26 protein-coding genes are annotated in these 23,275 nt (G+C 67.0%); 12 read left to right on the forward strand and 14 right to left on the reverse strand.

Annotated elements, in window-relative coordinates; genetic code table 11:
* Positions 1-671 precede the first annotated feature (671 nt).
* Positions 672-986: a YdeI/OmpD-associated family protein gene (locus tag JKF87_RS10880; protein WP_201099909.1), complete on the reverse strand. Its 315-nt coding sequence runs from the start codon at positions 984-986 to the stop codon at positions 672-674.
* A 131-nt stretch (positions 987-1,117) separates the two neighbouring features.
* Here JKF87_RS10880 and ftsY point away from each other — a divergent pair, with 131 nt between their 5' ends.
* From ftsY to JKF87_RS10895, 3 genes are all read left to right on the forward strand, one after another.
* Positions 1,118-2,053, forward strand: a complete 936-nt coding sequence (ftsY, locus tag JKF87_RS10885) for a signal recognition particle-docking protein FtsY (protein WP_201099910.1) — start codon at positions 1,118-1,120, stop codon at positions 2,051-2,053.
* A gap of 2 nt (positions 2,054-2,055) precedes the next feature.
* On the forward strand, positions 2,056-2,715 hold the full coding sequence (locus JKF87_RS10890) for an inner membrane-spanning protein YciB (RefSeq protein ID WP_201099911.1): 660 nt from the start codon (positions 2,056-2,058) through the stop codon (positions 2,713-2,715).
* 156 nt (positions 2,716-2,871) lie between these two features.
* Positions 2,872-3,480, forward strand: a complete 609-nt coding sequence (locus tag JKF87_RS10895) for a MarR family winged helix-turn-helix transcriptional regulator (RefSeq protein ID WP_201099912.1) — start codon at positions 2,872-2,874, stop codon at positions 3,478-3,480.
* Here the strand turns inward: JKF87_RS10895 and JKF87_RS10900 are convergent.
* The 5 genes from JKF87_RS10900 to JKF87_RS10920 form a co-directional block, all read right to left on the reverse strand.
* Complete coding sequence (locus JKF87_RS10900; RefSeq protein WP_236261299.1) at positions 3,477-3,851, reverse strand: phasin family protein; 375 nt, start codon at positions 3,849-3,851, stop codon at positions 3,477-3,479. The two genes, JKF87_RS10895 and JKF87_RS10900, sit on opposite strands and share 4 nt — an antisense overlap.
* Before the next feature lie 92 nt (positions 3,852-3,943).
* A complete protein-coding gene (locus tag JKF87_RS10905) occupies positions 3,944-4,705 on the reverse strand; it encodes a creatininase family protein (protein ID WP_201099913.1) in 762 nt (253 codons plus the stop codon).
* A gap of 100 nt (positions 4,706-4,805) precedes the next feature.
* Positions 4,806-5,408, reverse strand: a complete 603-nt coding sequence (locus JKF87_RS10910; RefSeq protein WP_201099914.1) for a TetR/AcrR family transcriptional regulator — start codon at positions 5,406-5,408, stop codon at positions 4,806-4,808.
* On the reverse strand, positions 5,408-7,027 hold the full coding sequence (locus JKF87_RS10915) for a DHA2 family efflux MFS transporter permease subunit (RefSeq protein ID WP_201099915.1): 1,620 nt from the start codon (positions 7,025-7,027) through the stop codon (positions 5,408-5,410). Before JKF87_RS10915 ends, JKF87_RS10910 begins: the two co-directional genes overlap by 1 nt.
* Positions 7,024-8,133 (reverse strand): HlyD family secretion protein, encoded by a 1,110-nt coding sequence (locus JKF87_RS10920; protein ID WP_201099916.1) that lies wholly within the window; start codon positions 8,131-8,133, stop codon positions 7,024-7,026. The genes JKF87_RS10915 and JKF87_RS10920 overlap by 4 nt, the downstream gene beginning before the upstream one ends.
* 126 nt (positions 8,134-8,259) lie before the next feature.
* Here JKF87_RS10920 and JKF87_RS10925 point away from each other — a divergent pair, with 126 nt between their 5' ends.
* Both JKF87_RS10925 and nth read left to right on the forward strand, forming a co-directional pair.
* Positions 8,260-9,561, forward strand: a complete 1,302-nt coding sequence (locus JKF87_RS10925) for a flavin monoamine oxidase family protein (protein ID WP_201099917.1) — start codon at positions 8,260-8,262, stop codon at positions 9,559-9,561.
* Positions 9,558-10,304: an endonuclease III gene (gene nth, locus JKF87_RS10930; protein ID WP_201099918.1), complete on the forward strand. Its 747-nt coding sequence runs from the start codon at positions 9,558-9,560 to the stop codon at positions 10,302-10,304. Before JKF87_RS10925 ends, nth begins: the two co-directional genes overlap by 4 nt.
* Before the next feature lie 4 nt (positions 10,305-10,308).
* On the opposite strand, the gene hisN is transcribed toward nth, so the two are convergent.
* Positions 10,309-11,094, reverse strand: coding sequence for a histidinol-phosphatase (hisN, locus tag JKF87_RS10935; RefSeq protein ID WP_201099919.1), 786 nt, complete (start codon positions 11,092-11,094; stop codon positions 10,309-10,311).
* Positions 11,095-11,121: 27 nt separating this feature from the next.
* Positions 11,122-11,511 carry a helix-turn-helix domain-containing protein gene (locus JKF87_RS10940; protein ID WP_201099994.1) on the reverse strand — a complete coding sequence of 130 codons (390 nt, stop codon included), beginning with the start codon at positions 11,509-11,511 and terminating at the stop codon, positions 11,122-11,124.
* 224 nt (positions 11,512-11,735) lie between these two features.
* Between JKF87_RS10940 and JKF87_RS10945 the strand changes: the two genes are divergently transcribed.
* Entirely contained in the window at positions 11,736-11,918 is a 183-nt protein-coding gene (locus tag JKF87_RS10945; RefSeq protein ID WP_236261312.1) for a GlsB/YeaQ/YmgE family stress response membrane protein, read from the forward strand.
* A gap of 63 nt (positions 11,919-11,981) precedes the next feature.
* Here JKF87_RS10945 and JKF87_RS10950 read toward each other — a convergent pair whose 3' ends face one another.
* Positions 11,982-12,380, reverse strand: coding sequence for a superoxide dismutase (locus JKF87_RS10950; protein WP_201099921.1), 399 nt, complete (start codon positions 12,378-12,380; stop codon positions 11,982-11,984).
* Between the two features lie 151 nt (positions 12,381-12,531).
* Between JKF87_RS10950 and JKF87_RS10955 the strand changes: the two genes are divergently transcribed.
* The gene (locus JKF87_RS10955) at positions 12,532-14,184 is read left to right on the forward strand and encodes a GNAT family N-acetyltransferase (protein ID WP_236261300.1); all 1,653 of its coding nucleotides are present in this window, start codon (positions 12,532-12,534) and stop codon (positions 14,182-14,184) included.
* A gap of 1 nt (position 14,185) precedes the next feature.
* Here the strand turns inward: JKF87_RS10955 and hemW are convergent, their stop codons facing one another.
* Positions 14,186-15,361 carry a radical SAM family heme chaperone HemW gene (hemW, locus tag JKF87_RS10960; RefSeq protein ID WP_201099922.1) on the reverse strand — a complete coding sequence of 392 codons (1,176 nt, stop codon included), beginning with the start codon at positions 15,359-15,361 and terminating at the stop codon, positions 14,186-14,188.
* Positions 15,354-15,956, reverse strand: a complete 603-nt coding sequence (gene rdgB / locus JKF87_RS10965) for an RdgB/HAM1 family non-canonical purine NTP pyrophosphatase (RefSeq protein ID WP_201099923.1) — start codon at positions 15,954-15,956, stop codon at positions 15,354-15,356. Before rdgB ends, hemW begins: the two co-directional genes overlap by 8 nt.
* A gap of 494 nt (positions 15,957-16,450) precedes the next feature.
* Between rdgB and JKF87_RS10970 the strand changes: the two genes are divergently transcribed.
* Genes JKF87_RS10970 through JKF87_RS10980 form a run of 3 tightly spaced genes read left to right on the forward strand, consistent with a single transcriptional unit; the run spans position 16,451 to position 17,880 of the window.
* On the forward strand, positions 16,451-17,041 hold the full coding sequence (locus JKF87_RS10970) for a DUF2975 domain-containing protein (protein ID WP_307417890.1): 591 nt from the start codon (positions 16,451-16,453) through the stop codon (positions 17,039-17,041).
* 24 nt (positions 17,042-17,065) lie between these two features.
* Positions 17,066-17,302, forward strand: a complete 237-nt coding sequence (locus tag JKF87_RS10975) for a helix-turn-helix domain-containing protein (protein ID WP_201099925.1) — start codon at positions 17,066-17,068, stop codon at positions 17,300-17,302.
* A complete protein-coding gene (locus JKF87_RS10980; protein ID WP_201099926.1) occupies positions 17,299-17,880 on the forward strand; it encodes a Smr/MutS family protein in 582 nt (193 codons plus the stop codon). The genes JKF87_RS10975 and JKF87_RS10980 overlap by 4 nt, the downstream gene beginning before the upstream one ends.
* Before the next feature lie 36 nt (positions 17,881-17,916).
* Here the strand turns inward: JKF87_RS10980 and JKF87_RS10985 are convergent, their stop codons facing one another.
* Positions 17,917-18,933, reverse strand: coding sequence for an adenosine kinase (locus JKF87_RS10985; RefSeq protein WP_201099927.1), 1,017 nt, complete (start codon positions 18,931-18,933; stop codon positions 17,917-17,919).
* Between the two features lie 108 nt (positions 18,934-19,041).
* Here JKF87_RS10985 and JKF87_RS10990 point away from each other — a divergent pair, with 108 nt between their 5' ends.
* A complete protein-coding gene (locus JKF87_RS10990) occupies positions 19,042-19,935 on the forward strand; it encodes an ATP-grasp domain-containing protein (protein WP_201099928.1) in 894 nt (297 codons plus the stop codon).
* 63 nt (positions 19,936-19,998) lie between these two features.
* Complete coding sequence (locus tag JKF87_RS10995) at positions 19,999-21,222, forward strand: S41 family peptidase (protein WP_201099929.1); 1,224 nt, start codon at positions 19,999-20,001, stop codon at positions 21,220-21,222.
* Positions 21,223-21,233: 11 nt separating this feature from the next.
* On the opposite strand, the gene JKF87_RS11000 is transcribed toward JKF87_RS10995, so the two are convergent.
* Positions 21,234-22,289, reverse strand: coding sequence for an alpha/beta fold hydrolase (locus JKF87_RS11000; protein ID WP_201099930.1), 1,056 nt, complete (start codon positions 22,287-22,289; stop codon positions 21,234-21,236).
* On the reverse strand, positions 22,286-23,209 hold the full coding sequence (locus JKF87_RS11005; protein ID WP_201099931.1) for a class I SAM-dependent methyltransferase: 924 nt from the start codon (positions 23,207-23,209) through the stop codon (positions 22,286-22,288). The genes JKF87_RS11000 and JKF87_RS11005 overlap by 4 nt, the downstream gene beginning before the upstream one ends.
* Positions 23,210-23,275: the final 66 nt, after the last annotated feature.

Here is a 23,275-nt window from a genome sequence, read left to right on the forward strand (position 1 = left end):
GCAAAAGCTGCCGCTCCGGCGAGGAACCAGAAGGGACTTCCGCTAACTACGGCACCGGGAAGAAGGCTGGCCAGAAAGGCGATTAAGCAGACAATCGCGGCGAGCATGGACAGTCCGACAGCCAGCAAGACAAGCGTGCTTGAGCCGCGCAGCGGCCGAAAGCGCAGCTTAAGTCTGGACTTAGGATCGTCGTAATCTGGCGCTGACATCCACCGATGATGCTTCTCTGAATGGATGTCCGCAACGGGTCGATTTCAGTCCTGGGCTTCGGCGCCGAAAGCGGACGCTGGCTGCCAGGCCGGAAAGCGGACACCCCCAACTCCAGCTAGGGGGGGGGTTAGCGGACTTCGGCCTTTTGCTTGCGGAAGAAGTCCCGAATTGACCTAAGGATATCCATACTCACCACAATCCCGAGCATCGGCCAAAGCCAGCGATCCGGAATGTTGGCCCCGATATTAAAATGCGTACCGGCCCAAAACAGGCCCATGAAGACCAACGTGCCTACCCATAGAAGGATAGAGTTTCTCGCATCTCGGCTCATGATCGCAGCCTCCCTCCAGCGCAGTTTATCTTCGATCCGAATGTCCGCAACGGGTCGATACGAGAAACGGGCTTCTTTGCTAAAAGCTGACGTTGCGAGCCCCGGCGCCTACGGCGTGTGTGGTCGTGCTCTACGCGCCGCGCCTTCCCTTGCCGTCGATCAGCACGGCCTGCTGCCATCGGCTGGGGGCCTTGTCGGTGCGGTGGATGCAGCCGGACCAGCAGCAGGGGCGATTCTTGCCTTCCAGCAGTTCCTCCACGGTGCGTTCGATGCGGCGCTGGCGGGTCGCAGCCTGTTTGGCGTCGTCCACCCAGCAGATGAACTCATTGCGGCCCAGCGGCGTCAGGGCCTTCCACAGATCATAGACGCCCGCGTCCGCCCGCACAGCGCCCTCCAGGTCGGCGGCGGCGTCGTGGACCACGCCTTGCGGAAAGACATCTGTCATCACGATCCTCCCAGGCTGCGCTTTAGTCCAAGTCTGTTCGCCGCCTTCGGGAATGTCCATGGGCACCTTGTCCAGCCCATGGTGTTGCGAATGCGGATGACGCGCGCCTCCGTCACCGCTAAAGCCATCCCATGACCGACACGCCGAAAAAAGGCTGGTTCCAGCGCCTGTCCGCGGGACTCTCTCGTTCCTCCAAGCAGATGACCGATCAGGTCGTCGCGACCTTCGTCAAGGAGCCCTTGTCAGAGGCCTCGCTGGAGCAGCTGGAAGAGCATCTGCTGGAAAGCGATCTCGGCCCCGCCGCCTCCGCCCGCATCGTCGAGCGCTTCCGCGCGCTGAAGTTCGGCAAGGACGCCCAGGAGCGCGAGGTCAAGGAAGCCCTGGCCGAGGCGGTCGCCGCCGAACTGTCGCCGCGTCAGGCGACCTTTGATCCGCTGAACGGCCCCAAACCCTATGTCGTCCTGTTCGTGGGCGTGAACGGCTCGGGCAAGACCACGACCCTGGGCAAGATCGCCGCCGACCTGACGGGCAAGGGCGCCAAGGTCATGATCGTGGCGGGCGACACCTTCCGCGCCGCCGCGCGCGAGCAGCTGAAGGTCTGGGCCGAACGGGCGGGCGCGGATTTTGAAAGCCGTCGCGACGGCGCCGACGCCGCAGGCCTGGCCTTCGACGCCTATCAGAAGGCGCGTGAGGAAGGCTACGATGTCGTCCTGATCGACACCGCAGGACGCCTGCAGAACAAGTCGGCCCTGATGGACGAACTGCTCAAGATCGTGCGCGTGCTGAAGAAGGTCGATCCCGAGGCGCCTCACGACACCCTGCTGGTGCTGGACGCCACCGTGGGCCGCAACGCCCTGGCCCAGGAACAGATTTTCGGCCGCACCGCCTTCGTCACCGGCATCGTCATGACCAAGCTGGACGGCACGGCGCGCGGCGGGGTTCTGGTGCCGGTGGCCCAGGCGTCCGACGCCCCCCTGATGCTGATCGGCGTGGGCGAAAGCGTCGAAGACCTGCAGCCGTTCGACGCCCGCGCATTCTCCCGCTCGCTGGTGGGACTGGAAGACTGAGCATGACTGACGCCCCCAAGACCGCCGCCCCCGAGAAGAAGAACCGCCAGTGGATCAGGCAGGCCGTCGATTTCGGCGCCCTGGCCGCCTTCATGATCAGCTATTTCGTCACCAAGGACATGATCCTGGCGACCTGGGTGCTGGTGGCGGCGTCGGCGATTGCGCTGGGCGTAGGATTCGCCATCGAGCGCCGGTTTGCACCCCTGCCGCTGATCACCGGCCTGTTCGCCCTGGTGTTCGGCCTGCTGACGGTCTTCACCCACGACGACCTGTATGTGAAGCTGAAGCTGACGGTCCAGAATGGCCTGCTGGCCGTGATCCTGCTGGGGTCGATCCCGCTGAAGAAATACCCGTTCAAGGCGCTGCTCGGCTCGGCGATCAAGGTCAATGATGCCGCGTGGCGCAAGCTGACCCTGCGCTATGGGCTGTATTTCCTGACGGTCGCCATACTGAACGAGATCTTCCGCAGCCCCACCGCCGTGACCGCCATCTGGCACGCTCTGGGCCGCGACACGCCGAACCCGAACGACGTCTGGACCAGCTTCCGCGGCGTGCTGTGGATTTCGGCCTCGGTCTTCGGCCTGTCGCAGGTGCCGCTGATCATGAAGAACATGATCAAGGACGAGGAGCCGGGTCCGATCTCGCCCGACACAGGCCTTTAGGGGACGCTGGAACCTATGGTTTGAGGGCGTGTTTCAGGTCCGACGCCGGGCGTGGCGCGCCTACAGACAAATTGTCGCGCAACCGACACACTTCCCCCGTCAAAACGTAAAGCACTGCTGGTACGCGTTCGGACGAAACAATCGGGGGACGTTCTCATGGTCAAGGCTGGAAAGCTGGCGAAACGGGTGGGGCCTCTGGGCACCTCGCCCAGCCATCTGATGCATCGCGCCCTGCAGTTGGCGCTGGATATCTATTCCGAAGAGACGGGGCCGGAAGGCCTGACGCAGCGCCAGTTCGCTGTGCTGGAGGCGACCTCCATCAAGACCGGCCTGACCCAGACGGAACTGGTCCGCATGACCGGCATCGACCGCTCGACCCTGGCCGATCTGGTCACCCGCATGACGGCCAAGGGCCTGCTGGAGCGCGAACGCTCGACCCTGGATGCGCGCGCCAAGGCGGTTCGTCTGTCCACGGAAGGGGCGGCGCGTCTGGAGGCGGCGCGGCCTCTGGTCGAGGCGGCGGACAAGCGGATCATGGCCCTGCTGCCCAAGGGCCAGCGCGAGACCTTCCTGGCGCAGTTGGCGGAACTGGCCGCCGCCGCCGACGCCGCGCCGGACGCCGCCAAGGCCGAGGCCAAGGCGGCCAAGAAGGCGCTGAAACAGGCGGACAAGGAAGCCAAGAAGGCCGAGAAAGCGGCCCGCAAGGCGGACCGCCCGGCCAAGCCCGCCAAGGTTAAGAAGCCAAAAGCCGTCGAGGCGGCTTAGGACTTTTTCCGCAGCCGCCTGGCGTTGGCGGTCGCGGTCTTGTGGATGGGGGCGATGGCCTCGGCCTGCGCCCGCATCAGTTCGGTGTTTAATGTGACGGCCTGTGCCGTCGCACGACCCCACCAGCCCAGGGCATAGCGGAACTGGGCCGTGGCGGCCTCGACCGGCGAGCGGGCCTCGGCCAGGGACGCGGCCGCGCGCATGGCGATGGCGCCTTCGTCCATCGCCGCACGGCCCAGGCGCTGGCTGATGGCCCCGGCGCTGGCCGCCACCGCATTGGCCGAAGCGGTCATGGCGGCGGCCTTTTCCGAACTCATCAACGACAGCTCCTTCAGGTCCTGACCCTTGGGATTGGTCAGGTCCTGCGCCATCCGCGTGGTGCGGGCGGCGATGACTTCAGCCGATGCGGCCAGCAGTTCGGCGCCGGTGATGGCGGCGTCCGCAGGCGAAGGGTTTTTGCGGGTCAGGGGCGTTCCTCGGCGGCGAAGGCCGCGACGTCTCTCAGCAGGCCGGGGATGGCCGCATCAATGATCTGCTGGCCCTTTTCCGGGCTGGCCTGCGCCGGGTCGGACCCGATGCGGCCATCCGGGAAGCGGGCGCGGTAGTCCAAGGCGTCGCGGATCGGACCGTTCGGCGCGATCTTGGGCGAATACGCCGCCGTCTTGATCCGTTCGGGATAGGCCGCCTGGGTGACGGCGATCTCGGACGGGGTGGCGTGCATGCCGTGGCCCGTGGGGAACAGCTGGTTGCACAGGCTGTTCACGCCTGGCAGGTCCCACCAGTTCTTCAGCTTCAGCACGAACGGCGGCTGTTCCTCGACATAGCTCCATTCCGCATAGATTTCGGAGAAGGTCGCTTCGATGGTGGCGACATTGCCGCCGTGCCCGTTCAGGAAATAGATGCGCTCGAACCCGTGGCGGCTCAGCGACGACACCCAGTCCGTGATCGCGGCCATGAAGGTCGAGGGGCGCAGGGAGATGGTGCCCGCGAACGCCAGATGGTGCTGCGCCATGCCGATGTTGAAGGTCGGGGCGACGATCAGGTTCTCATCGGTCTTTTCCGCCGCATGGGCGATGATCTCGGGGCACAGCCAGTCGGTGCCCAGCAGGCCCGTCGGCCCGTGCTGCTCGTTGGAGCCGATGGGCACGATCACCGTCCTGGACAGCGGCTTTCCAGCGTTCAGCGCCGCATCGATTTCAGGCCAGGACGACAGGTGGATCAGCATGAATGCACTCTCACAACGAAACTCTGCGTCCGGGGGGCGACGCAGCAGACTTGGGTTTCATACTGATAGCGCGATCCCGCAGGAGCGGACAGGCCCGCCTCTATGACTGGGGCGCATAGGCGGCCATGAAGACGCGCACGGCCTCCCTGGCGCGCTGCTCGATGCCGTCGGCGTTGATCTGTTCGACGCCCAGCATGGCCTTCAGATGCCCGTGGCCCATGACCAGGCCCGAGAACATTTCAGCGGCCTCGTCCGGGTTCGGAACCTGCAGTTTTCCCTGCCGGGTCTGATCCGCCATCCAGGCCGCCAGCAGTTTCAGGCTGCGTTTGGGCCCGGCCTCATAGATGGCCTGGGCGATCTCCGGCGCCTCAACCGACATCAGCGACACGCCGCGCATTGACCCGATCTTGTCGCGGTGGCAGACGCGCTCCAGCAGGGCCAGGCCCAGCGCCTCCAGCACCACGGCCGGTTCGCCCCCGGCCTTCAGCGGCGCGACCACGAGGTCCGAGCGCTGATTGGCCAGGGCCTGGGCGATCTCCAGCTTGGAGGCGAAGCGGTTGTAGAGGGTCTGTTTCGACACCCCCGCCAGCTTGGCGATCTCCTCCATTTTGGCCTGCAGTCCCTTGTCGGCGAACAGGGTCGTCGCGGCGTCCAGAATCGCCTCGCTTTTCCTCTCGTCGACCTGGCCGCGCCGCCGGGCCATCAGTGGACGTCCGACGGGGGCGCGCCTGCCTGGGCCTTCACCGGCTGGGCCAGCAGGGTGACGAAGGCTGCCCCGGCGCACATGACGCCCAGCAGGGCGAAGGCGTCGCCAAAGGCCATGGTCGTCGCCTGTTTCATCAGTATGCCATAGACGGCCTTCATCGCAGAGGCGGCGGGGTCGATGGTGTCGCCGAACCTCTGGGCCATGCCCGCGATCAGGCCGCGCACGGCCTGGTCGCCTTGGTTGATCGCGCTGGTCAGTTCGACCATGTGCAGGGCCGTATTGGTGGTCAGGCTGGTGTTCAGGATCGCCAGACCGAAGGCGCCGCCGACGTTGCGGGCCAGGTTCACCAAGCCGGACGCGTTCTTGACCATGTGCGGCGGCAGGGTGGCCATCGTCACCTGCTGCGAGGCGATCATGGCCAGCATCACCCCGATGCCCCGGAAGGCCTGGACTGAGGCGAACTCCCAGAAGCCCCAGTTCTCGGTGACCAGACGCGCCTCCCACATGCCGTAGGCGCACATCATGAAGCCGCCGAACATCAGAATGCGCGCGTCCAGCTTGCGCACCAACCGACCGGCGAACGGGGCGGTGGCGAACATGGCCAGACCCGACACCACCATGGTGGTGCCGACCTCGGACGAGGAATAGGCCAGCACTCGGCCCAGGAACAACGGCAACAGGAAGGTGCCGCCGAACAGGGCGAAACCGACGATGAAGGTCATGATGAAACCGACCAGAAAGTTGCGGTTTCCAAAGGCGCGCAGCTCCACGATCGGCTGATGATAGGTCAGCGACCGCCAGATGAACATCGGTCCCGCGACGGCGGCGACCACGGTCAGCAGCAGGATATGGGTGTCTTGGAACCAGTCGTTCTTGGCCCCTTCCTCCAGCACGAACTGCATCGACATCAGGAAGGTGGCCATCATGCCCAGTCCCCACCAGTCGAAACCCTTGGCCAGGGTCGGATCGCCCTTGTCGAAGGCGCCGTAGCGGCCGACCAGGAACAACACCAGAATCCCCGGCCCGACGTTGATGAAGAACAGCCAGCGCCAGCTCAGCCACTCGGTCAGGTGTCCGCCCAGCGTGGGGCCGACCGTCGGCGCCAGGGTCACGATCAGGCCCATGACGACGCTGGCCGTGACACGCTTGTCCGGCGGGAAGGCGGTGAAGGCGACGGCGAACACGGTCGGGATCATGGCCCCGCCGACGAAGCCCTGGATGGCGCGGAACAGGATCATGGCTTCGATCGAGTTCGACAGACCGGTGGCCACGCTCATCAGAACGAAGCCTGCGCAGGAGACCATGAACAGCCGCTGCGTGCCCCATAGCCGCGACAGGAAGCCCGACAGGGGAATCATGACGACTTCGGGGATCAGATAGGCGGTCTGGATCCAGCTGATCTCGTCAGCGGACGCGCCGACGCCGGCCTGTATCTGAGGCAGGGAGGCGGCGACGATCTGGATGTCCAGGATCGCCATGAACTGGCCCACCACCATGCCCGCAAAGCCGAGCAGCAGCATGGTCCAGTTGATTTCGGGACGACCGGCGACGGGACCGCCGCCGCCGGACGCTGAGGACGGGACCGAAGCCCCGTCTGCGGGGCTGGCGGTCGTCACTGGGCCACAGGCTCCACAGTCGGTTGCGCGGCGGGGCGGGGGGCGCTGGCGGCGTCGGCGAACAGCTGCCCGCCCTGGCTCTTCAGGTCGACCTTGATGTCCAGCGACAGGCCGGGGCGCAGGGCCAGACCCCCGTCATTGCGGGCCACGGCGATGCGGACGGGCACCCGCTGGGTGATCTTGGTGAAGTTGCCGGTCGCGTTCTCGATCGGGATCAGGGCGAACTGCGATCCGGTGGCGGGGGCGAAGCTGTCGACGCGGCCGTGGATCTTGCGGCCGGGGAAGGCGTCGGCGGTGATCTCCACGTCCTGGCCGATGCGCATCTTGGCCAGTTGCGTCTCCTTGAAGTTGGCGACCACATAGGTGTCGCCCAGGGGCACGATGGACAGAAGCTGGGCGCCGGCGTTGACGAACTGGCCGACACGGACGCTGCGGGCGCCGACGACGCCGGAGACAGGGGCGCGGATCACCGTGCGCTCCAGCGCGATGCGGGCCACGTCCAGACGGGCGCGCGCCTGTTCGACGGCGGCAACGCTCTGTTCACGGCTGGAGCTGAGCACGCCGGCCGAGCGCTGCTCGGCGACCAGGGCGGCCTGGGCCTGCTGGACGGCGGCGACAGAGGTCTGGGCCTGGGCCTGCTCGGTCTGGATGCGCTGCTGCGAGACCCAGCCCTGCTGGGCCAGCTTGCCGTAACGCTCGACCTCGGCGTGGGCCAGATTGGCCTGGGCGTTCGCCTGGGCGACGGCGGCGGCGCGGGCGGCGACATTGGCCTTTTCCTGCTGCGACTGGGCGTCGACATTGCCGACGGCGGCGATGGCGGCCTGCAGATTGGCCTCGGCCTGGGCCAGGTCGGCGCGCTGGTCCGCATCGTCCAGCTTGACCAGAATGTCCCCGGCCTGGACCTGCTGGTTGTCGGTGACCAGAACCTCGGTCACGCGCCCCGACAGCTGCGGGGCCACATTGGTGGTGTCGGCCTGGACGAAGGCGTTGTCGGTCGCCTCCCAGCGCTGGCCGTTGATCCACCAGATCGCGCCGCCGATGATCAGCAGCACGCCGACGATCCCGGCGGCGATAAGGGGCAGGCGTTTCTTGAGTTCAGGCGACATGTGAACAGTCCGGGGGAGGGTGCGGCGTTTTGAAGCGGCGCTAAAATGGACCCGCGCGTCCAAAAATCAATGGGCGTTTGTGCGATGCAATGAACACGATCCATTTTTGTGTGTTTCCATCGCCTCATGACCACATCCGCCGACGCCTCGAATCCCCTTCCGCCCCAGGTCGATGTCGTCGTGATCGGGGCGGGCGCCGCAGGTGTCGCCGCCGCCCGCCGTCTGATGCGGCCCGGCCTGTCCGTCCTCATTCTGGAGGCGCGGGATCGCGTCGGCGGCCGGGCGCATACGCTGCGGATTCAGGGCGAGGGCCTCGATATGGGCTGCGGCTGGCTGCACTCGGCCGACGACAATCTGCTGGCGGGTCTGGTCGAGGGCGAAGGTCTGACGCTGGACAAGACGCCGCCGCCGTGGGGCGCCCAGGCCTTCAATCACGAAAGCACGGCGGGCGAGCGTGAAGACTTCGGCGAGGCCTTCGACGCTTTTGAACAGCGGGTCGCCGAGGCGGCGGCGCGCGGCGAAGACCGGCCCGCGTCTGATCTGTTCGAGCCGGACAACCCCTGGAACCCGCGTCTGGACGCTATCTCCGGCGCGCTGAACGGGGCGCGCTTCGCCGAGGTGTCGACCCTGGACTATGACGCCTATGGGGATACGGGCGTGAACTGGCGGGTGCGAGAGGGCTATGGCCGCCTGATCGCGCGGCTGGCCCGTGCGGTGGACGAGGTCACGGTGCTGGATTGCATGGTCCAGCGCATCGACCGTTCGGGACCGCTGCTGCGGCTGGAGACCAGCCGGGGCGGACTTCAGGCCCGGATCGTCATTCTGACCGTGCCCAACAGCCTGATCGCGTCTGAGGCGGTGCGCATAGATCCGCCGGTCCCCGCCCTGCTGGAGGCCGTATCAGGCGTGCCTCTGGGGCTGGCGTCCAAGATGCATATGAGCGTGCGCGGCGCTCAGGATTTCCCGCCCGATTCCCAGCTTTGGACCCGGCGCGACACGCCCCAGACCGGCGGCTATCATCTGCGGCCCTTCGGGCGGCCGATGATCGAGGGCTATTTCGGCGCTGATCTGGCCTGGGGGCTGGAGGCGGAAGGTCCGGCGGCCCTGTATGATTTCGCGCTCAGCGAACTGGTCGCGGCGCTCGGTTCGGATATGCGAAAACGTCTGGAGCCCCTCGCCGCCAGCAGTTGGGGCGTCGATCCCTTTTCGCGCGGCGCCTATTCCCACGCCCTGCCGGGCCATGCCGCCGACCGCGCCCGGCTGCGCACCGCCATCGAGGACCGCATCTTCCTGGCGGGCGAGGCGACGGCGCCGGTCTATTTCGGCACGGCTCACGGCGCCTGGATGGAAGGCGAGCGGGCGGCCAAGTCGGCGTTGCTGGCCCTGGGACTTGACCCGCGCACCGGCCCCGGCGACAGCGAGGCATGAAGCCGACCAAGGCCCGAAAACCCGCCGCGCCCGCCGCCAAACGCCCCGCCGTCATGACCGGGGCCTCGGTGCCTGTGCTGCGCTGGCCGCCGGATGAGGACCGGGTGGAGGAGATTTTCCAGCGCCTGTCCGGCGTCATGCCGGATCCCAAGACCGAGCTGAACTTCTCCAATCCCTATACGCTGGTGGTCGCCGTCGCCCTGTCGGCCCAGGCGACCGATGTTTCGGTGAACAAGGCGACGGACAGGTTGTTCGCCGTCGCCGACACGCCGCAGAAGATGCTGGCGCTGGGGGAGGAGGGCCTGATCCCCTACATCGCCTCCATCGGCCTGTACCGGGGCAAGGCCAGGAATGTCATCGCCCTCAGCCGCATCGTGCTGGAGCAGCATGGGGGCGAGGTGCCGCTGGACCGCGAGGGGCTTCAGGCCCTGCCCGGCGTGGGACGAAAGACGGCTTCCGTCGTATTGAACGAACTGGGGATCGAGGCGGCGATCGCGGTCGACACCCATGTCTTCCGCGTCTCGCATCGGCTGGGCCTGGCCAACGCCTCCACGCCGGACAAGGTCGAGGCCCAGCTGTTCAAGGTGGTGCCGGAGGAATGGCTGCCCAAGGCGCACCACTGGCTGATCCTGCACGGTCGCTACACCTGCACGGCGCGCAAACCGGCCTGCCTGGGCTGCATCATCGCCGACCTGTGCCCGTCGCGGGCGGGCCTGCTGGCGCTGGGCGAGGCCCGGAGTTGAAGGGCTAGATCGCGGCGCGTCTCAGGGTGATCAGCGCCTGATCGATCAGGCGCGCGTCACCGACGGCCAGCACCTGTCCGTTGTCGTCGGGGGCGTCGCCGCGCCAGTTGACCACCTTGCCGCCCGCCGCCTCGATTACGGGAACCAGCGCGGACCAGTCCCACGGCTTCAGGCTGGTTTCGGCGACCAGATCCATTTTGCCCGTCGCCACCATGGCATAGGCGTAGGCGTCGCAGCCCAGCCGTGCCAGACGCGCCGCCGCCCGCACCTGGGTCCAGGCGCCCAGCTCTGCGCCGGTGAAGATGTCGGGATCGGTGGTGCCGATGATGGCGTCGGTCAGTTTCTCGCACGACCGCACGGCCAGAGGCGTTTCGGTCTCGCCGCGCAGCAGCCGGGCGCCGGACGGGCCGCCGATGAAGATCTCATCCAGATAAGGCTGGGCGATGACGCCGACGGTCGGCTTGCCCGTGACGCGCAGGGCGATCAGCGTGGTCCACAGCGGCAGGCCGGAAATGAAGGCGCGTGTGCCGTCGATGGGGTCCAGCACCCAGACGTGTTCGGCGTCGGGACGGTCCTCGCCATATTCTTCGCCGATGATCCCGTGATCGGGATAGCGGGCGGCGATCAGTTTGCGGATCGCGGCCTCGGCCTGTTTGTCGGCCTCGGTCACGGGGTCGAAACCGGCGGCGCCCCCCTTGTCCACATGCCCGATGTCGGAGCGGAAGAAGGGCAGGGTCACGCGCGCGGCTTCTCGCGCCAGTTCGACGGCGAAGGCTTCGAATTCGGTCATGGCCAAGGTCTAGCCCAGCCGCAGGTTTCAGGAAACCGGGTCGCCCTCGGCGTGCAGCGATTTCGCCAGGTCCAGCAGACGGCGGCGCGGCCGTTCGCCCAGTTGATAATAGGCCTGGATCAGATCCAGGGTCTCCTTGCGGGAAAAGGCCTCGCGCCCGGCGGCGGCCGTCTCCTTGCGCTCCATCGCCTCGGTCAGGCCGTCGTAGAAATAGCTGACGGGCGATTCCAACGCCTCGGCCAGCTGCCACAGGCGGGCGGCGGAGATGCGGTTGGCGCCGCATTCGTATTTCTGGATCTGCTGGAAGCGGATGCCGATCTGGATCGCCAACTGCTGCTGGGTCAGGCCCAGCAGGCGGCGGCGACGGCGCAGGCGACGTCCAAGATGCAGGTCGATGTCGGTGGCCATGGCCGCCAGATCCTCATCAGACGACGTCCCGATGCGGGACGACTCGCCTGTCGTGCGGCAAGCGCCGTGCCGGGATCGTCTCTGGGGGGAATGTCAGCGGCGGGGACGCAACCTCGGCGGCCCATGTGCATTAATCAACGCAGCTTGGCTTTTAATAGGGAAGGACGCAAAACGTGGGTATTATCGCTTGGATCATCATCGGCATCATCGCCGGTTGGCTTGCTGAACAGATCATGGGCCGCAATCACGGCCTGCTGACCAATCTGATCGTCGGCATCATCGGCGCCCTGATCGGCGGCTTCATCGCCAATGCGCTGGGCTTCGCCTGGGGCGGCTGGATCGGCTCGACCATCGTCGCCACCATCGGCGCGGTGATCCTTCTGTTCCTGTTGGGGCTGATCAAGCGTCGCGCCTGATCGTTCCGGTGAGCTGAATAAAAGAAGGGCGGCTCGCAAGAGCCGCCCTTTTTCCTGTGGGGTTCAGGATTGCGGTTCGGTGGGCGCCGGGGCCGGTTCTTCGGTCGCAGGCGGCGGGGCGTCAGCGGCGACCGGAGGCGCGGCGTCATACTCGGCCTTGGTGAAGCCGACGACGACATCGGCGCCATCTTGGCGGATGCCCGCCAGCGGCACGCCGCGGACCTGGCCGTCAGCGCCGCGGACCGTCAGCTCCTGCTTGCCTTCGGCATTGTTGTGAACACCCTCAAGCTTGCCCAGTTCGCCATCAGCGCCGCGAACGGTCGCGCCAGGCGTCAGAGTCAGGCTGGGGGCTTGAGCTGCGGCCGGAGCCGGTGCGGGCGGGGTCGTGTCTTGCGCCATGGCGGGCGCGGCGGTCAGGAAGGCGACGGCCGAGCCGGCCAGAAGAATGTTCTTGATCGTCATTGGGACATAATCCGGTAACACGGGCCCGACGCCCGCAATAACCTAATCCGCGATGTTTCAGATTGTTGCAGACGCCGCGAAATGACCTCAACCTCGCCCCAGTTGGCCGATTCTTGGTCTATATTCGGGGCAGCCGAATCGGAGCCGCTGTTTGCCGTCCCGCACAACTCCCGCACAGCGATTGGTCCGGCGGCTGCTGGGTCTGGCCTATGAGCTGACGCCGCAGGTCTTTGCGGTGGCGGCCTTCGTCGCGGGCGCGGTCATGCTGGCCTCGGCCATGACGCCCGAATTCGACGCCCGCCTGCGCCAGTTGACCGGCGTGGTGTCGCCTATCCTGATCGACCTGTCGCATTTCGTGGCCAGCATCGCGGGCTTCCTTTTGATGCTGCTGTCGGCGGGCCTGTGGCGGCGCCGTCGAGGGGCCTATTGGGCGGCGCTTCTGACCCTGATCATCGGGGCGGTGCTGACGGTGCTGAAGGGGCTGGATTGGCAGGAGGCGTTCGACCTGCTGATCGTCGCCGCCCTGCTGGCGCCTTGCCGCAGCGCCTTCAACCGCCGTTCGCGCCTCAGCGAGCCTTTGCGCCCTGGCTGGCTGCTGCTGCTGATCGCAGGCGTGGGGGCCATGCTGTGGCTGGGCTTCTTCGCCTATCGCGACGTCACCTATAATGACGAGTTGTGGTGGCGCTTCCTGACGGACAAACAGGCGTCAGGCTTCCTGCGCGCGGGCCTGATGCTGGCCATCTTGACCATGGTCGTGGCGGGGCGATCCCTGCTCAGTTCGCCCGGTTCGCATGATCACGGGCCCGCATCGCCTGAAGACCTGACCCGGGCCCGGGCCGTGCTGGACACGGCGGAGGAGGCGACGCCCGAGGCCTGGCTGGCCATGCTGGGCGACAAGGCGCTGTTGTTCAGTCCCTCGGGGAACAGCTTCCTGACCTACCGTGTGCGCGGACGCCGCTGGATCGTCATGGGCGAACCGGCGGGCCTGAAAGAGGAGCGGCGCGAACTGCTGTGGGCCTTTGCGGAGATGGCCGACAGCTACGGCGGGGCGGCGGTCTTCTATTCGGTCAGCGAAGCGGTGCTGGGCGATCTGGCGACCATGGGTCTGGCGGTGCGCAAGGTCGGCGAGACGGCGGTGATCGAGGTCGCGGACTTCTCGATGGAGGGCAAGTCCAAGCAGAATCTGCGCACAGCCGTGAACCGCGCCGAACGCGAAGGCGGCTCGTTCGAGGTCCTGCCCCCCGGATCGGTCGGTCCCATCGTGGACGAATTAAGGGCCGTGTCCGACGCCTGGCTGAAGATGCATGAGGGAACCGAAAAGGCCTTTTCCCTGGGGCGGTTCGATCCGGCCTATCTGGACCTGACGCCGCTGGCCGTGGTGCGGTCCGAGGGACGGATCGTGGCCTTCGCCAATCTGCTGACGGCGCCCGACGAGGCGGCGGTCGATCTGATGCGCTATGCGCCCGACGCGCCGCATGGGGTGATGGACTATCTGTTCACCCGCTGCACCCAGTGGGCCAAGGATCAGGGGATGGCCCGGTTCGATCTGGGCATGGCGCCCCTGTCGGGTCTGGAGGACCGGCGGATGGCCCCGGTCTTCGCCCGTGTCGGGGCCCTGGTCTATGACGAAGGCGGCGCCCTGTACGGCTTCCAGGGGCTGCGCAGCTACAAGTCCAAGTTCGCGCCCGACTGGCGTTCGCGCTTCATTGCCGCCCCTGCCTCCACGCCCCTGCCTCTGGCCCTGCTGGACGTGGCCCTGCTGACCAGCGGCGGCTGGCTGGGGATGCTGGGCCTGAAGAAATAGCTCAGGTCAGCAGCGCCTTCAGCACCCCGTCCAGCACGGGCCGCCCTTTGGCCGTGGCGGACAGCCGACCCGACGTCGCCGTCAGGAAGCCGTCTGCGATCAGGTCCGCGGCAGGCGCCGCGTCCGGCGAAAGGCCAAGATCCGCCAGCAGGCCGATCGGCGCGCCCTCGACCGTGCGCAAGGCCAGAAGGAAACGCTCCTCGGCCGCGTCCGCCGGGGATTGGGCCTCGCGGTCGCTCCACGGCTTGTGTTCGGCCACGCCCGCCACATAGGCGTCGATCCGGCGGTGGGCGACGGTGGCGGTGCGCACCCCGTCCAGCGTCAGCCGCCCGTGAGCGCCGGGGCCCAGGCCCAGATAATCCCCGCCGCGCCAGACATGCAGATTGTGCGCCGACCGGGCCGCCACGCCGCGCGCATGGTTGGACACCTCATAGGCGTCGAAACCGGCGTCCTGCAGCACCGCCTGCGTCGCCTCATAGAGGGCGGCGGCCTGATCTTCGTCCGGCGGGGTCAGGGTTCCTCGCCGCAGGGCGCGGCCGAACGCCGTCTCGGGCTCTATGGTCAACTGATAGGGCGAGACGTGTTCGAACCCCATCGCCAGGGCCGATCGCAGCTCCGCCGTCCACCCGGCGACGGTCTGGTTGGGGCGGGCGTAGATCAGATCGATGGACAGGCGTTTGAAGGCGCGTCCCGCCAGATCGACGGCGCGCAGGGCCTCGTCCGCCGAATGGTCGCGCCCCAGAAACTTCAGCGAGGCGTCGTCCAGCGCCTGCACCCCCATCGACAGGCGGTTGACCCCGGCGTCGGCCAGGGCCGCGAACCGGCCCGCCTCGGCGTCGGTCGGATTGGCCTCCAGCGTGATTTCAATGTCGCCAGCAGGCGGGAACAGCGCCCGCGCCTGATCGATGACGGCTGACACGGCGTCCGGCGACATCAGCGACGGCGTGCCGCCGCCCAGAAAGATCGACGCCAGCCGACGCGGCCCCAGCATCGCCGCCTGCGCCCGCATGTCCGCCAGAATGGCGTCCAGAAGCCGGGCCTGCTCCTCCACCCGACCCCGGTCGCGCACGACGTTGAAGTCGCAATAGGGGCAGATGCGCGAACAATAGGGCCAGTGGACATAGAGGCCGACGTCGCTGCCGGGATCAGGAAAAACGGGGTCGAGTGGATCAGTCAATCAGCGCGGCCTTGAGCAGGCGGAAGGCGCGGGTGCGATGGCTGTCGGCCTCCTTCACGGCGGGGTCCAGTTCGCCATAGGTCAGGTCGCCGCCCTCGGGGATGAAGATAGGGTCATAGCCGAAGCCCCGGTCGCCGCGCGGCGGAAAGGTCAGTTCACCGTGGACCACGCCTTCGACCACCACGCAGGGGCCGTCGGGCCAGGCCACGGCCAGAGCCGAGGTGAACCAGGCGCGGCGATCGGCGGCCCCGATCTCCTCAAGCCTCTGCTCGACCTTCTGCATCGCCAGGGTGAAATCCTTGGTCGGCCCCGCCCAGCGCGCGGAGAAGATGCCCGGCGCGCCGTCCAGCGCGGCGACCGACAGGCCGGAATCGTCGGCCAGGCAGACCTCCCCCGACAGGGCGGCGGCATGACGCGCCTTCAGCATGGCGTTGCCGGTGAAGGTGCTCTCGGTTTCGTCCGGTTCGGGCAGATTCAGGCTGCCTGCCGTGACGATCTCGTAATTTCCATCCAGCAAGGCTTCGATCTCGCGCGCCTTGCCGGGGTTATGCGTCGCCGCAACTAGGCGCATGCCTTTGATAAGCTTGAGATTCATCGGCGATCACATCCCTGAAACAGTCTATTGCCAAAGTTTAATATCGTTAAACGATATGTAACGTGCTTTTCGGCTTCGCACGGCCTATCTATTGATCATCGAGAACGAGGCCGCTTCGTTCCTGACTTCTCCACCCGGAGAAACGATTTTGCGGAAAATCAAATCAACGGGGCGATAATGCCCTTTCAGGTCAACGGAGAAATACGATGCACACCATGAACACCTCGCTGCTGATGGACAAGCTTGGCGCTCTTTTCGTCAACACGGTTCTGATCGCCGCCCTACCGACCGCCCTGGTCGCCATTCTGATCCAGGCCTTCTGACCGATCCCTTCGGATCAAACCCCGTAGTGATCAAGAGGGCTTTGACGATCTTGATGAAGACCGCGATGTATAGAGCCGCGTGCGGGTTCGCCGGACCCCGCGCGGCCGCCGCGCTCTCCACCCCGGTCTGAAAGTCATACCCACGCCATGCGCCTGCCGACGCCGCCACGATTGACGACGAAGCCAGGCGGACAGCCGATCCCCCTGCTGAACGACGCCCGTCGACAGTTTCGCGCCATGGGCCCCGGCTCTGTATCGACCCTGCTGAAGATCGCCCTGGATGTGGCCTATGTGCTGCTGGGCCTGCTAACAGGCCTGCTGCTGATCCTGCTGGTCACGGCCATCTTCATTCCCATCGACAATCTGAACATCACCGTCACCAGCGACGACGGCGGGCGGCAGTTGCCGCTGACGCGCATGCTGCTGGTGTTCGGCCTGGGCGCGATGACCGCCTATTTCGGCGGCTTCATGCTGATCCTGCGCAGTCTGCGCCGCATCTTCCGCACCCTGACCATGGGCGATCCTTTCCATCCAGACAATGTGCGCCGTCTGCGCCATATCGGCCTGACCTTGGCGGTGGTGACCGGCGGCGTCTGGGCGGCCCAGGGCTTTGTCGCCGCGCGTCTGGCGCCGGGGGTGATGGACAAACAGGGCATCGGCGACCTGCTGACCCCGATCTTTTCCGTGCTGATCGTCTTTGTTCTGGCGGAGGTTTTCCGCGAGGGCGCGCGCCTGCGCCGCGAATCTGAACTGACGATCTGAGCCGTTTCGAGTAGGACACCCCTCATGGCCATCCGCGTCCAGCTCGATCGCGTTCTTGTCGAACGCCGCATGTCCCTGACCGAACTCGCGGATCGGGTCGGGGTGACGGTGGCCAATCTGTCGATCCTGAAGACCGGCAAGGCGCGGGCCGTGCGGTTCTCGACCCTGGACGCCCTGTGCCGCGAGCTGGAATGCCAACCCGGCGATCTGCTGGTCTATGAGCCCGGCCCCGGCGGCTTCGAGGACGACGGCGAAGGATGAAGCGGCCGCGCGCGCCGAAGGACGTCGATGCGAACGGCCTGACGCCTGACGACCGCCGCATCTGGGGGCGTGTCTCTGGCTCCGTCACGCCGCCGCGCGTGCGCAAGGCCGCGCGCGTCGCCATCGAAGGCCCGGCCCATGCGCCTGAGGCCATTCAGCCCGCGCCGCCGCGAACGCCGCCGCGTCCGGGCGTCAAACGCACCCCGACGCCGGTTCTGGTCGATACGCGGGCGCCGACGCGCGGCAAGTCCGCGCCCGAGGATGTGGAGCCCAACCGCAAGCGCCGCCTGACCCGCGAGCGCGACCCCATCGAGGCGCGCATCGACCTGCATGGGTTCGGACGGTTCGAGGCCGAGGATCAGCTTCGCGGCTTCCTGACCTCGTGTCAGGCGCGCGGGATGCGGGCGGTGCTGGTCATCACCGGCCAGGGGCGGCTGGGCGGCGGCGTGATCCGCGCCTCCTTCGCTGACTGGATGCATTCGCCCGGTTTGCGAGCGGTGGTGTCGGGCTACACCACCGCGCACCAGCGCCACGGCGGCGACGGCGCCTTTTACGTCACCTTGCGGCGCAAGGCCTGACGCCTTCCGCGCCCGGGCAGGGAAGGCGCAGCATTCTCAGAGCTTGAGGCCGTTGTCCTTGGCCAGCTGGTCCAGCTTGACCATCGGGCGCGGGCCCCAGTGGGCGATGACTTCGGAGGCGGCCAGCGAGCCCAGCTTGCCGGATTCCTCCAGCGACAGGCCGCGCGCCAGACCCAGCAGGAAGCCTGCCGCGTACTGGTCGCCGGCGCCAGTGGTGTCGACAACCTTGGCGACCGGATAGGCGGCGACGGCGGTGCGTTCATCGCCACGGATGATGACCGAGCCATGTTCGCCGCGCGTGACGGCGGCGATCTCGACAATGGCGGCCAGTTTGTCTGCGGCGGCGTCGAAGTCTTCCGTCTCGAACAGGGCGCCCAGTTCGGCCTCATTGGCCAGGACGATGTCGGCGGACTGGGTGACGAAATCCAGCAGCTCGGCCCGCCAGCGTGCGACGACGAAGGTGTCGGACAGGGTGATGGCGACCTTGCGGCCCGCCTTGTGCGCGGCGGCGGCGGCGCGTTCGAAGGCGGCGCGGGCCGGGGCCGGGTCGAACAGATAGCCCTCCAGATAGACAATCTCGCTGGCGGCGATCAGGGCCTCGTCGATGTCATCGGCGAACAGCTGGTTGGCGGCGCCCAGGAAGGTGGCCATGGTGCGCGCGCCGTCGGGCAGGACGTTGATCAGGCAGCGCCCGGTGCCGAAGCCTTGGGCCGCGCCGCCGGTCAGGACCGGGGTGTCGAAATGGACGCCCGCCGCGCGGATGTCGTGGGTGAAGACTTCGCCCAGGGTGTCGTCGGCGACCTTGCCGATATAGGCCGCGCGCCCGCCGAACGAACCGACGCCCGCGACGGTGTTGCCCGCCGACCCGCCGGAAGCCTCAACGCCCGGCGCCATGGCGTCATACAGGGCGGCGCTGCGTTGGGCGTCGACCAGCTGCATCGAGTTTGGGGCCAGGTCCTGGGCGGCCAGGAAGGCGGCGTCGCAGGGGCTGAGGACGTCCACGATGGCGTTGCCGACGGCGGCGATATCGTACTGGGCGGTGTTCTGGGTCATGAAACGCCCTTAGCTCAGGGGGCGTCCTGCGTCATCCAAAATCCCATAAGGAAGCCCTTATGTGTTTGCCGGGTTGAACTGGAACGATGCTGCGATAGGAGGATCGGCATGACCCAGATCGCCGTTCTGACCCCCGCCCCCTCCGACCGTTCCTACATCGGCCGCTGGCCCGAGGTGCTGGAGCGCCTGAAGGCGACCTTGCAGGAAACGGGTGCCGCCGTGACCGCCACGCCCTGGACCGATCATGTCGAGGACGCCTCGGGTCTGGCCGGATATGACCTGATCCTGCCGGTCATCGTCTGGGGCTACCACCGCGACCACGCCCGCTGGCTGAAGGCCTGTGCGTCATGGACGAAGGCGGGCCTGCCGGTCGCCAATCCGGCGGAGGTGCTGCGCTGGAACTCGGACAAGTCCTATCTGGCCCGCCTGGCGCAAAAGGGCGTGCCGATCCCGCCGACGCTGTGGACCGACGGCGTGACCCAGGAACAGGTGGACGCCGCCTTCGCGGAGACGGGCGCGCCGGTGTTGATCGTCAAGCCGACCGTGTCCGCAGGCGCCTTTCGCACCCTGCGTCTGTCGCCGGGCGAGGCCCTGACGGAGGCGCCGGAAGGGGCGGCGATGATCCAGCCCTATCTGAAATCCATCGAGACCGAGGGCGAGACTTCGCTGCTGTTCTTTGGCGGTCGGCTCAGCCACGCGGTGAACAAACGCCCCGTGCCGGGCGATTTCCGCATCCAGATGCAGTTCGGCGGCCTCTACACGGCCGTCACCCCCGACGCCGAGGCTCTGGCCCTGGCCGAACAGGTGCTGGCCGCCATCGACGAGCCACTGCTGTACGCCCGCATCGACATGGCCCGCGACGACGCAGGCCGGTGGGTGCTGATGGAGGCCGAACTGATCGAGCCGGACTTCTATCTGGACTACGATCCGGCGAACGGCGCCGGTTTCGCCCGTGCAGTCGCGCAGCAGGGCGTAAGAGCTGACGATCTTACAGGAGTTTAACTGGCCCCGTTCGCTGCTCGCAGTTCACAACACTCGAACAGGTTGATGAATATGGAGTGGGGCATGGATCGGCGTCTGTTGCTGCGCGCGGGCCTTGCGGCTGCGGTCGGATCGACGATGGGCGGCGCGGCATGGGCGGTTGAGCCTGATCGAGACGTCACCTTCGCAGGAGATTTCGACGAGCTTTGGACGACGCTGCGCGATCGCTACTGCTTCTTTTCCGAGAAGCGCACGGATTGGGATCGTGTGCGGACAATGTATCGTCCCATGGCGGTGCAGGCGGACTCGCGAGATGCCTTTGCTGCGGTCGTCGGGCAGGTGATGGCGGAACTCTATGACCCGCATACGTCCCCAGCCGAGGCCCCGGCGGGCGCCCAGCGCGGGGCGATCTCCGATATCGTCGTGGACGAACAGAATGGTCGCGCCCAGATCAAGGCCATCCTTGAAGATACGGCGGCGGCGGAAGCAGATATGCGCTTTGGCGACGTGATCCTTGCCGTGGATGGCCAGTCGCTTGCGCCCCTGATCCAGACGTGGACGCCGAAATGCCTGACCTCGCCCGACCCGGCTGCGACGGCCTTCGCCTTGGGGCGCGCTGTGGCGGGTGTTCGGGGGCAGTCCAGGCGTTATCTGATCGCACGCGGGGATGAAACGGCGCGCGAAATTGTCATTCCCATCCGGCCTGCAACGCCAAAACCCAATGTGGAATGGCGAAGGCTTGAGGACGGGGCGGGCTATATCATCATCCGTAGTTTCGCCGATGACGCCGTGACAGAGAGTTTCGATCAGGCCCTGGCCGAACTGGGCGATGCGCCGGGTTTGATTCTTGACGTCCGTAATAACGGCGGCGGTGACACGGCTGTGGCGCGCCCGATCATGGGGCGGTTCATCACCGAGACCAAACCCTACGCCCTGATGCGTCGTCGCGAAGGTCAGGGCTTAAGCGGATACTGGACTGAGACGGTCGATCCGCGCGGCCCCTTCACCTACACGCGGCCGGTGGTGGTCCTGGCCGATCACTGGAGCGCCAGCATGGCCGAGGGCTTCCCCATGGGGATGCGCGGCATCGGGCGGGCGACCGTCGTGGGAACCCCGATGATGGGGCTGGGCGCGGCGGTCTTTCCCATCGTGCTCGACCGCACCGGCCTCCGGGCCCAGTATTCAGCCGAGCCGGTCTATGACGTGAACCGCCACCCCCGCTGGCTGATGCAGCCGGATGTGGCCGTGCCGGACGGTCAGGACATTCTGGCGGCGGGGCGGCGCACTCTGGCAGGGTTGATCGGCTAGACCGCCGGTCGTCAGGCGACCGGCGCGGCCAGTTCCGTCACGTCCTCGGTGCGGGCGGACGGGTCGGCGGTCAGGCTGGGATCAACCACGGGCGCGACCATGTCGGCCATGGCGTCGAACTCACGCAGGAAGACGCCGCGCATGTCGTCGGCCTCCATGATGACTTCGTGCTTGGCGCCGTGGATTTCGACATAGCGGCCGCGTCCCAGTCGGCGCGCGGCCCAGCGGGCGGTCTGTTTCCAGACGACGTCGTCGGCGTCCGCCTGAACGATGGCCACGGGAATATGCACCGACTTCAGCGCCTTGGGCTTCAGCGCCCGCTCGCCCGCGTCGATGGCGAAGGCCAGCCAGCCGTAGGTCGGGCCGCCGATGCCCAGGTGCGGGCAGGCGTAGAGCTGCTGGCGCCACATCTCATAGCGCCGCTCGTCCGAGGTCAGGGCGTCTTCGGCGAAGGTGTGGTCGAACGGATCATCCGGGTCGCCCAGCAGATAATCGCCTGCATTGCCGTTGCGGATGGCCCAGCGCACGGCCAGTTTCACCGACCACATCGACCGCTTGCCGGTCTTGATGCGCAGCATGGGGCTGGACAGGACGGCGCCCGCGAACCGCTGCTCGCCGCTTTCCAGCGTCAGCAGGTTCAGGCACGCGCCCATCGAATGGCCGACCATGATCCAGGGCTTGGGGCACTGGTCCTCAAAGGCGTTCAGCAGGCGGTTGTAGTCGTCCAGAAACTCTTCGACCGCACGGGCGTGGCCCTTCAGACGGTCGGGCAGCAGGCGGGCCGACAGACCCTGTCCGCGCCAGTCATGGGTCAGGACGCACCAGCCGCGCGCCTGAAGATTGCCGATGAACTCGAAATATTTCTCGATCGGTTCGGTCCGGCCCGGACTGACCACGACGGTGCCGCGCGGCGCTTCGCCCTTGGGCAGGGAAGGCCGCCACAGGGCGGCGCGCAGCCGCATGCCCCCGGCGCCGCGGAACCAGTCACCCTTGCCGCCAGGCGGAGAGGAGGCGCCGGGCACGCCCATCAGGGGCGCGTTGGCGGCAAAGGCTTGGGCGCGATTCACTCGGGCTTCCTGAACTTCAGTGTCATGCGGTCGCTTTCGCCGATCGTCTCATATTTCGACCGGTCGAACTCGGGGTTTGCGGGTTGACCCCGAGGCGCGGTCAGGCGCGTCGGCGGCAGCGTATCGACCCCAAACGGGTGATCCTTGGTGTCGGTTTCATTGGCGTTGATTTCAGAGCCCTCGACGAAGACGAACCCGGCTTCCTCCGCCAGTTGGCGCACGAAGGCTTCCTGAACATAGCCGTTGGCGGCGACGGGGTCCTGATCGCCTTCCGGGGCCAGGCGGTGCTGTTCGATGCCCAGAACGCCGCCGGGACGAAGGGCCGCAAAGGCGTCCGAGAAGGCCTTCTCCGCCACCCCCGCCGCCATCCAGCCGTGGATGGTGCGCAGGAACAGGCACAGGTCTGCAGTCCCTGCGGGCGCGACGGGGCCGGAGGCGGCGCCGAAGGTGGTGAACTGGGGCGTGCCGTACAGTTTCTTGTCGGCGGAGAAGCGCGACTGGAAGGCGGCGTTCAGCGCAGCCTGGGCCGGATCGGCCGTGGGGCCTTCAGGGAACAGGGCCGCGACATAGGTCCCGCCGCCCTTGGCCAGATAGGGGGCGATGATGTCGGTGTACCAGCCGCTGCCGGGCCAGAACTCGACCACCGTCATGCGGGGCTGCAGGCCGAAGAAACGCAGCGTCTCCATCGGATGCCGGTACTGGTCGCGCGCCTTGTCGCTGGCCTGACGCCAGGGACCGGCGACCGCCCACTCCAGCGAGCCTTCGGACGGGCCGGACGGCGCCGCCGGGGCGGCCGATGTCTCGGTCTTGGCTTCCTTGCGGCGATTACAGCCCGATGCGCCGATCAAACCCAGGGCGGCGGCCCCGGTCAGCAGAAAACGGCGTGACGGGCCGGCGACGGCCCCAGGAAAATCATGCATCAGACACCCGCGCAGAGCGTCGGCCCCCCAGGCCCGACTGACACTTCGGTCGGAACGGCTTAGTCA

The sequence above is a fragment of the Brevundimonas nasdae genome, from assembly GCF_016654005.1.
Lineage (GTDB): Bacteria > Pseudomonadota > Alphaproteobacteria > Caulobacterales > Caulobacteraceae > Brevundimonas > Brevundimonas nasdae.

What these genes read in the sequence shown, in the direction of transcription:
- JKF87_RS11005 (WP_201099931.1), bottom strand. Translation starts at nt 23,209, where the DNA reads ATGCATGATTTTCCTGGGGCCGTCGCCGGCCCGTCACGCCGTTTTCTG.
- JKF87_RS10910 (WP_201099914.1), bottom strand. Translation starts at nt 5,408, where the DNA reads ATGGCCCGGCGGCGCGGCCAGGTCGACGAGAGGAAAAGCGAGGCGATT.
- JKF87_RS10905 (WP_201099913.1), bottom strand. Translation starts at nt 4,705, where the DNA reads ATGCTGATCCACCTGTCGTCCTGGCCTGAAATCGATGCGGCGCTGAAC.
- JKF87_RS10925 (WP_201099917.1), top strand. Translation starts at nt 8,260, where the DNA reads ATGACCACATCCGCCGACGCCTCGAATCCCCTTCCGCCCCAGGTCGAT.
- JKF87_RS10985 (WP_201099927.1), bottom strand. Translation starts at nt 18,933, where the DNA reads ATGACCCAGAACACCGCCCAGTACGATATCGCCGCCGTCGGCAACGCC.
- JKF87_RS10975 (WP_201099925.1), top strand. Translation starts at nt 17,066, where the DNA reads ATGGCCATCCGCGTCCAGCTCGATCGCGTTCTTGTCGAACGCCGCATG.
- JKF87_RS10895 (WP_201099912.1), top strand. Translation starts at nt 2,872, where the DNA reads ATGGTCAAGGCTGGAAAGCTGGCGAAACGGGTGGGGCCTCTGGGCACC.
- JKF87_RS10990 (WP_201099928.1), top strand. Translation starts at nt 19,042, where the DNA reads ATGACCCAGATCGCCGTTCTGACCCCCGCCCCCTCCGACCGTTCCTAC.
- hisN (WP_201099919.1), bottom strand. Translation starts at nt 11,094, where the DNA reads ATGACCGAATTCGAAGCCTTCGCCGTCGAACTGGCGCGAGAAGCCGCG.
- rdgB (WP_201099923.1), bottom strand. Translation starts at nt 15,956, where the DNA reads ATGAATCTCAAGCTTATCAAAGGCATGCGCCTAGTTGCGGCGACGCAT.
- JKF87_RS10890 (WP_201099911.1), top strand. Translation starts at nt 2,056, where the DNA reads ATGACTGACGCCCCCAAGACCGCCGCCCCCGAGAAGAAGAACCGCCAG.
- JKF87_RS10950 (WP_201099921.1), bottom strand. Translation starts at nt 12,380, where the DNA reads ATGACGATCAAGAACATTCTTCTGGCCGGCTCGGCCGTCGCCTTCCTG.
- JKF87_RS10900 (WP_236261299.1), bottom strand. Translation starts at nt 3,851, where the DNA reads ATGGCGCAGGACCTGACCAATCCCAAGGGTCAGGACCTGAAGGAGCTG.
- nth (WP_201099918.1), top strand. Translation starts at nt 9,558, where the DNA reads ATGAAGCCGACCAAGGCCCGAAAACCCGCCGCGCCCGCCGCCAAACGC.
- JKF87_RS10995 (WP_201099929.1), top strand. Translation starts at nt 19,999, where the DNA reads ATGGATCGGCGTCTGTTGCTGCGCGCGGGCCTTGCGGCTGCGGTCGGA.
- JKF87_RS10920 (WP_201099916.1), bottom strand. Translation starts at nt 8,133, where the DNA reads ATGTCGCCTGAACTCAAGAAACGCCTGCCCCTTATCGCCGCCGGGATC.
- JKF87_RS10980 (WP_201099926.1), top strand. Translation starts at nt 17,299, where the DNA reads ATGAAGCGGCCGCGCGCGCCGAAGGACGTCGATGCGAACGGCCTGACG.
- JKF87_RS10945 (WP_236261312.1), top strand. Translation starts at nt 11,736, where the DNA reads ATGGGCCGCAATCACGGCCTGCTGACCAATCTGATCGTCGGCATCATC.
- ftsY (WP_201099910.1), top strand. Translation starts at nt 1,118, where the DNA reads ATGACCGACACGCCGAAAAAAGGCTGGTTCCAGCGCCTGTCCGCGGGA.
- JKF87_RS10880 (WP_201099909.1), bottom strand. Translation starts at nt 986, where the DNA reads ATGACAGATGTCTTTCCGCAAGGCGTGGTCCACGACGCCGCCGCCGAC.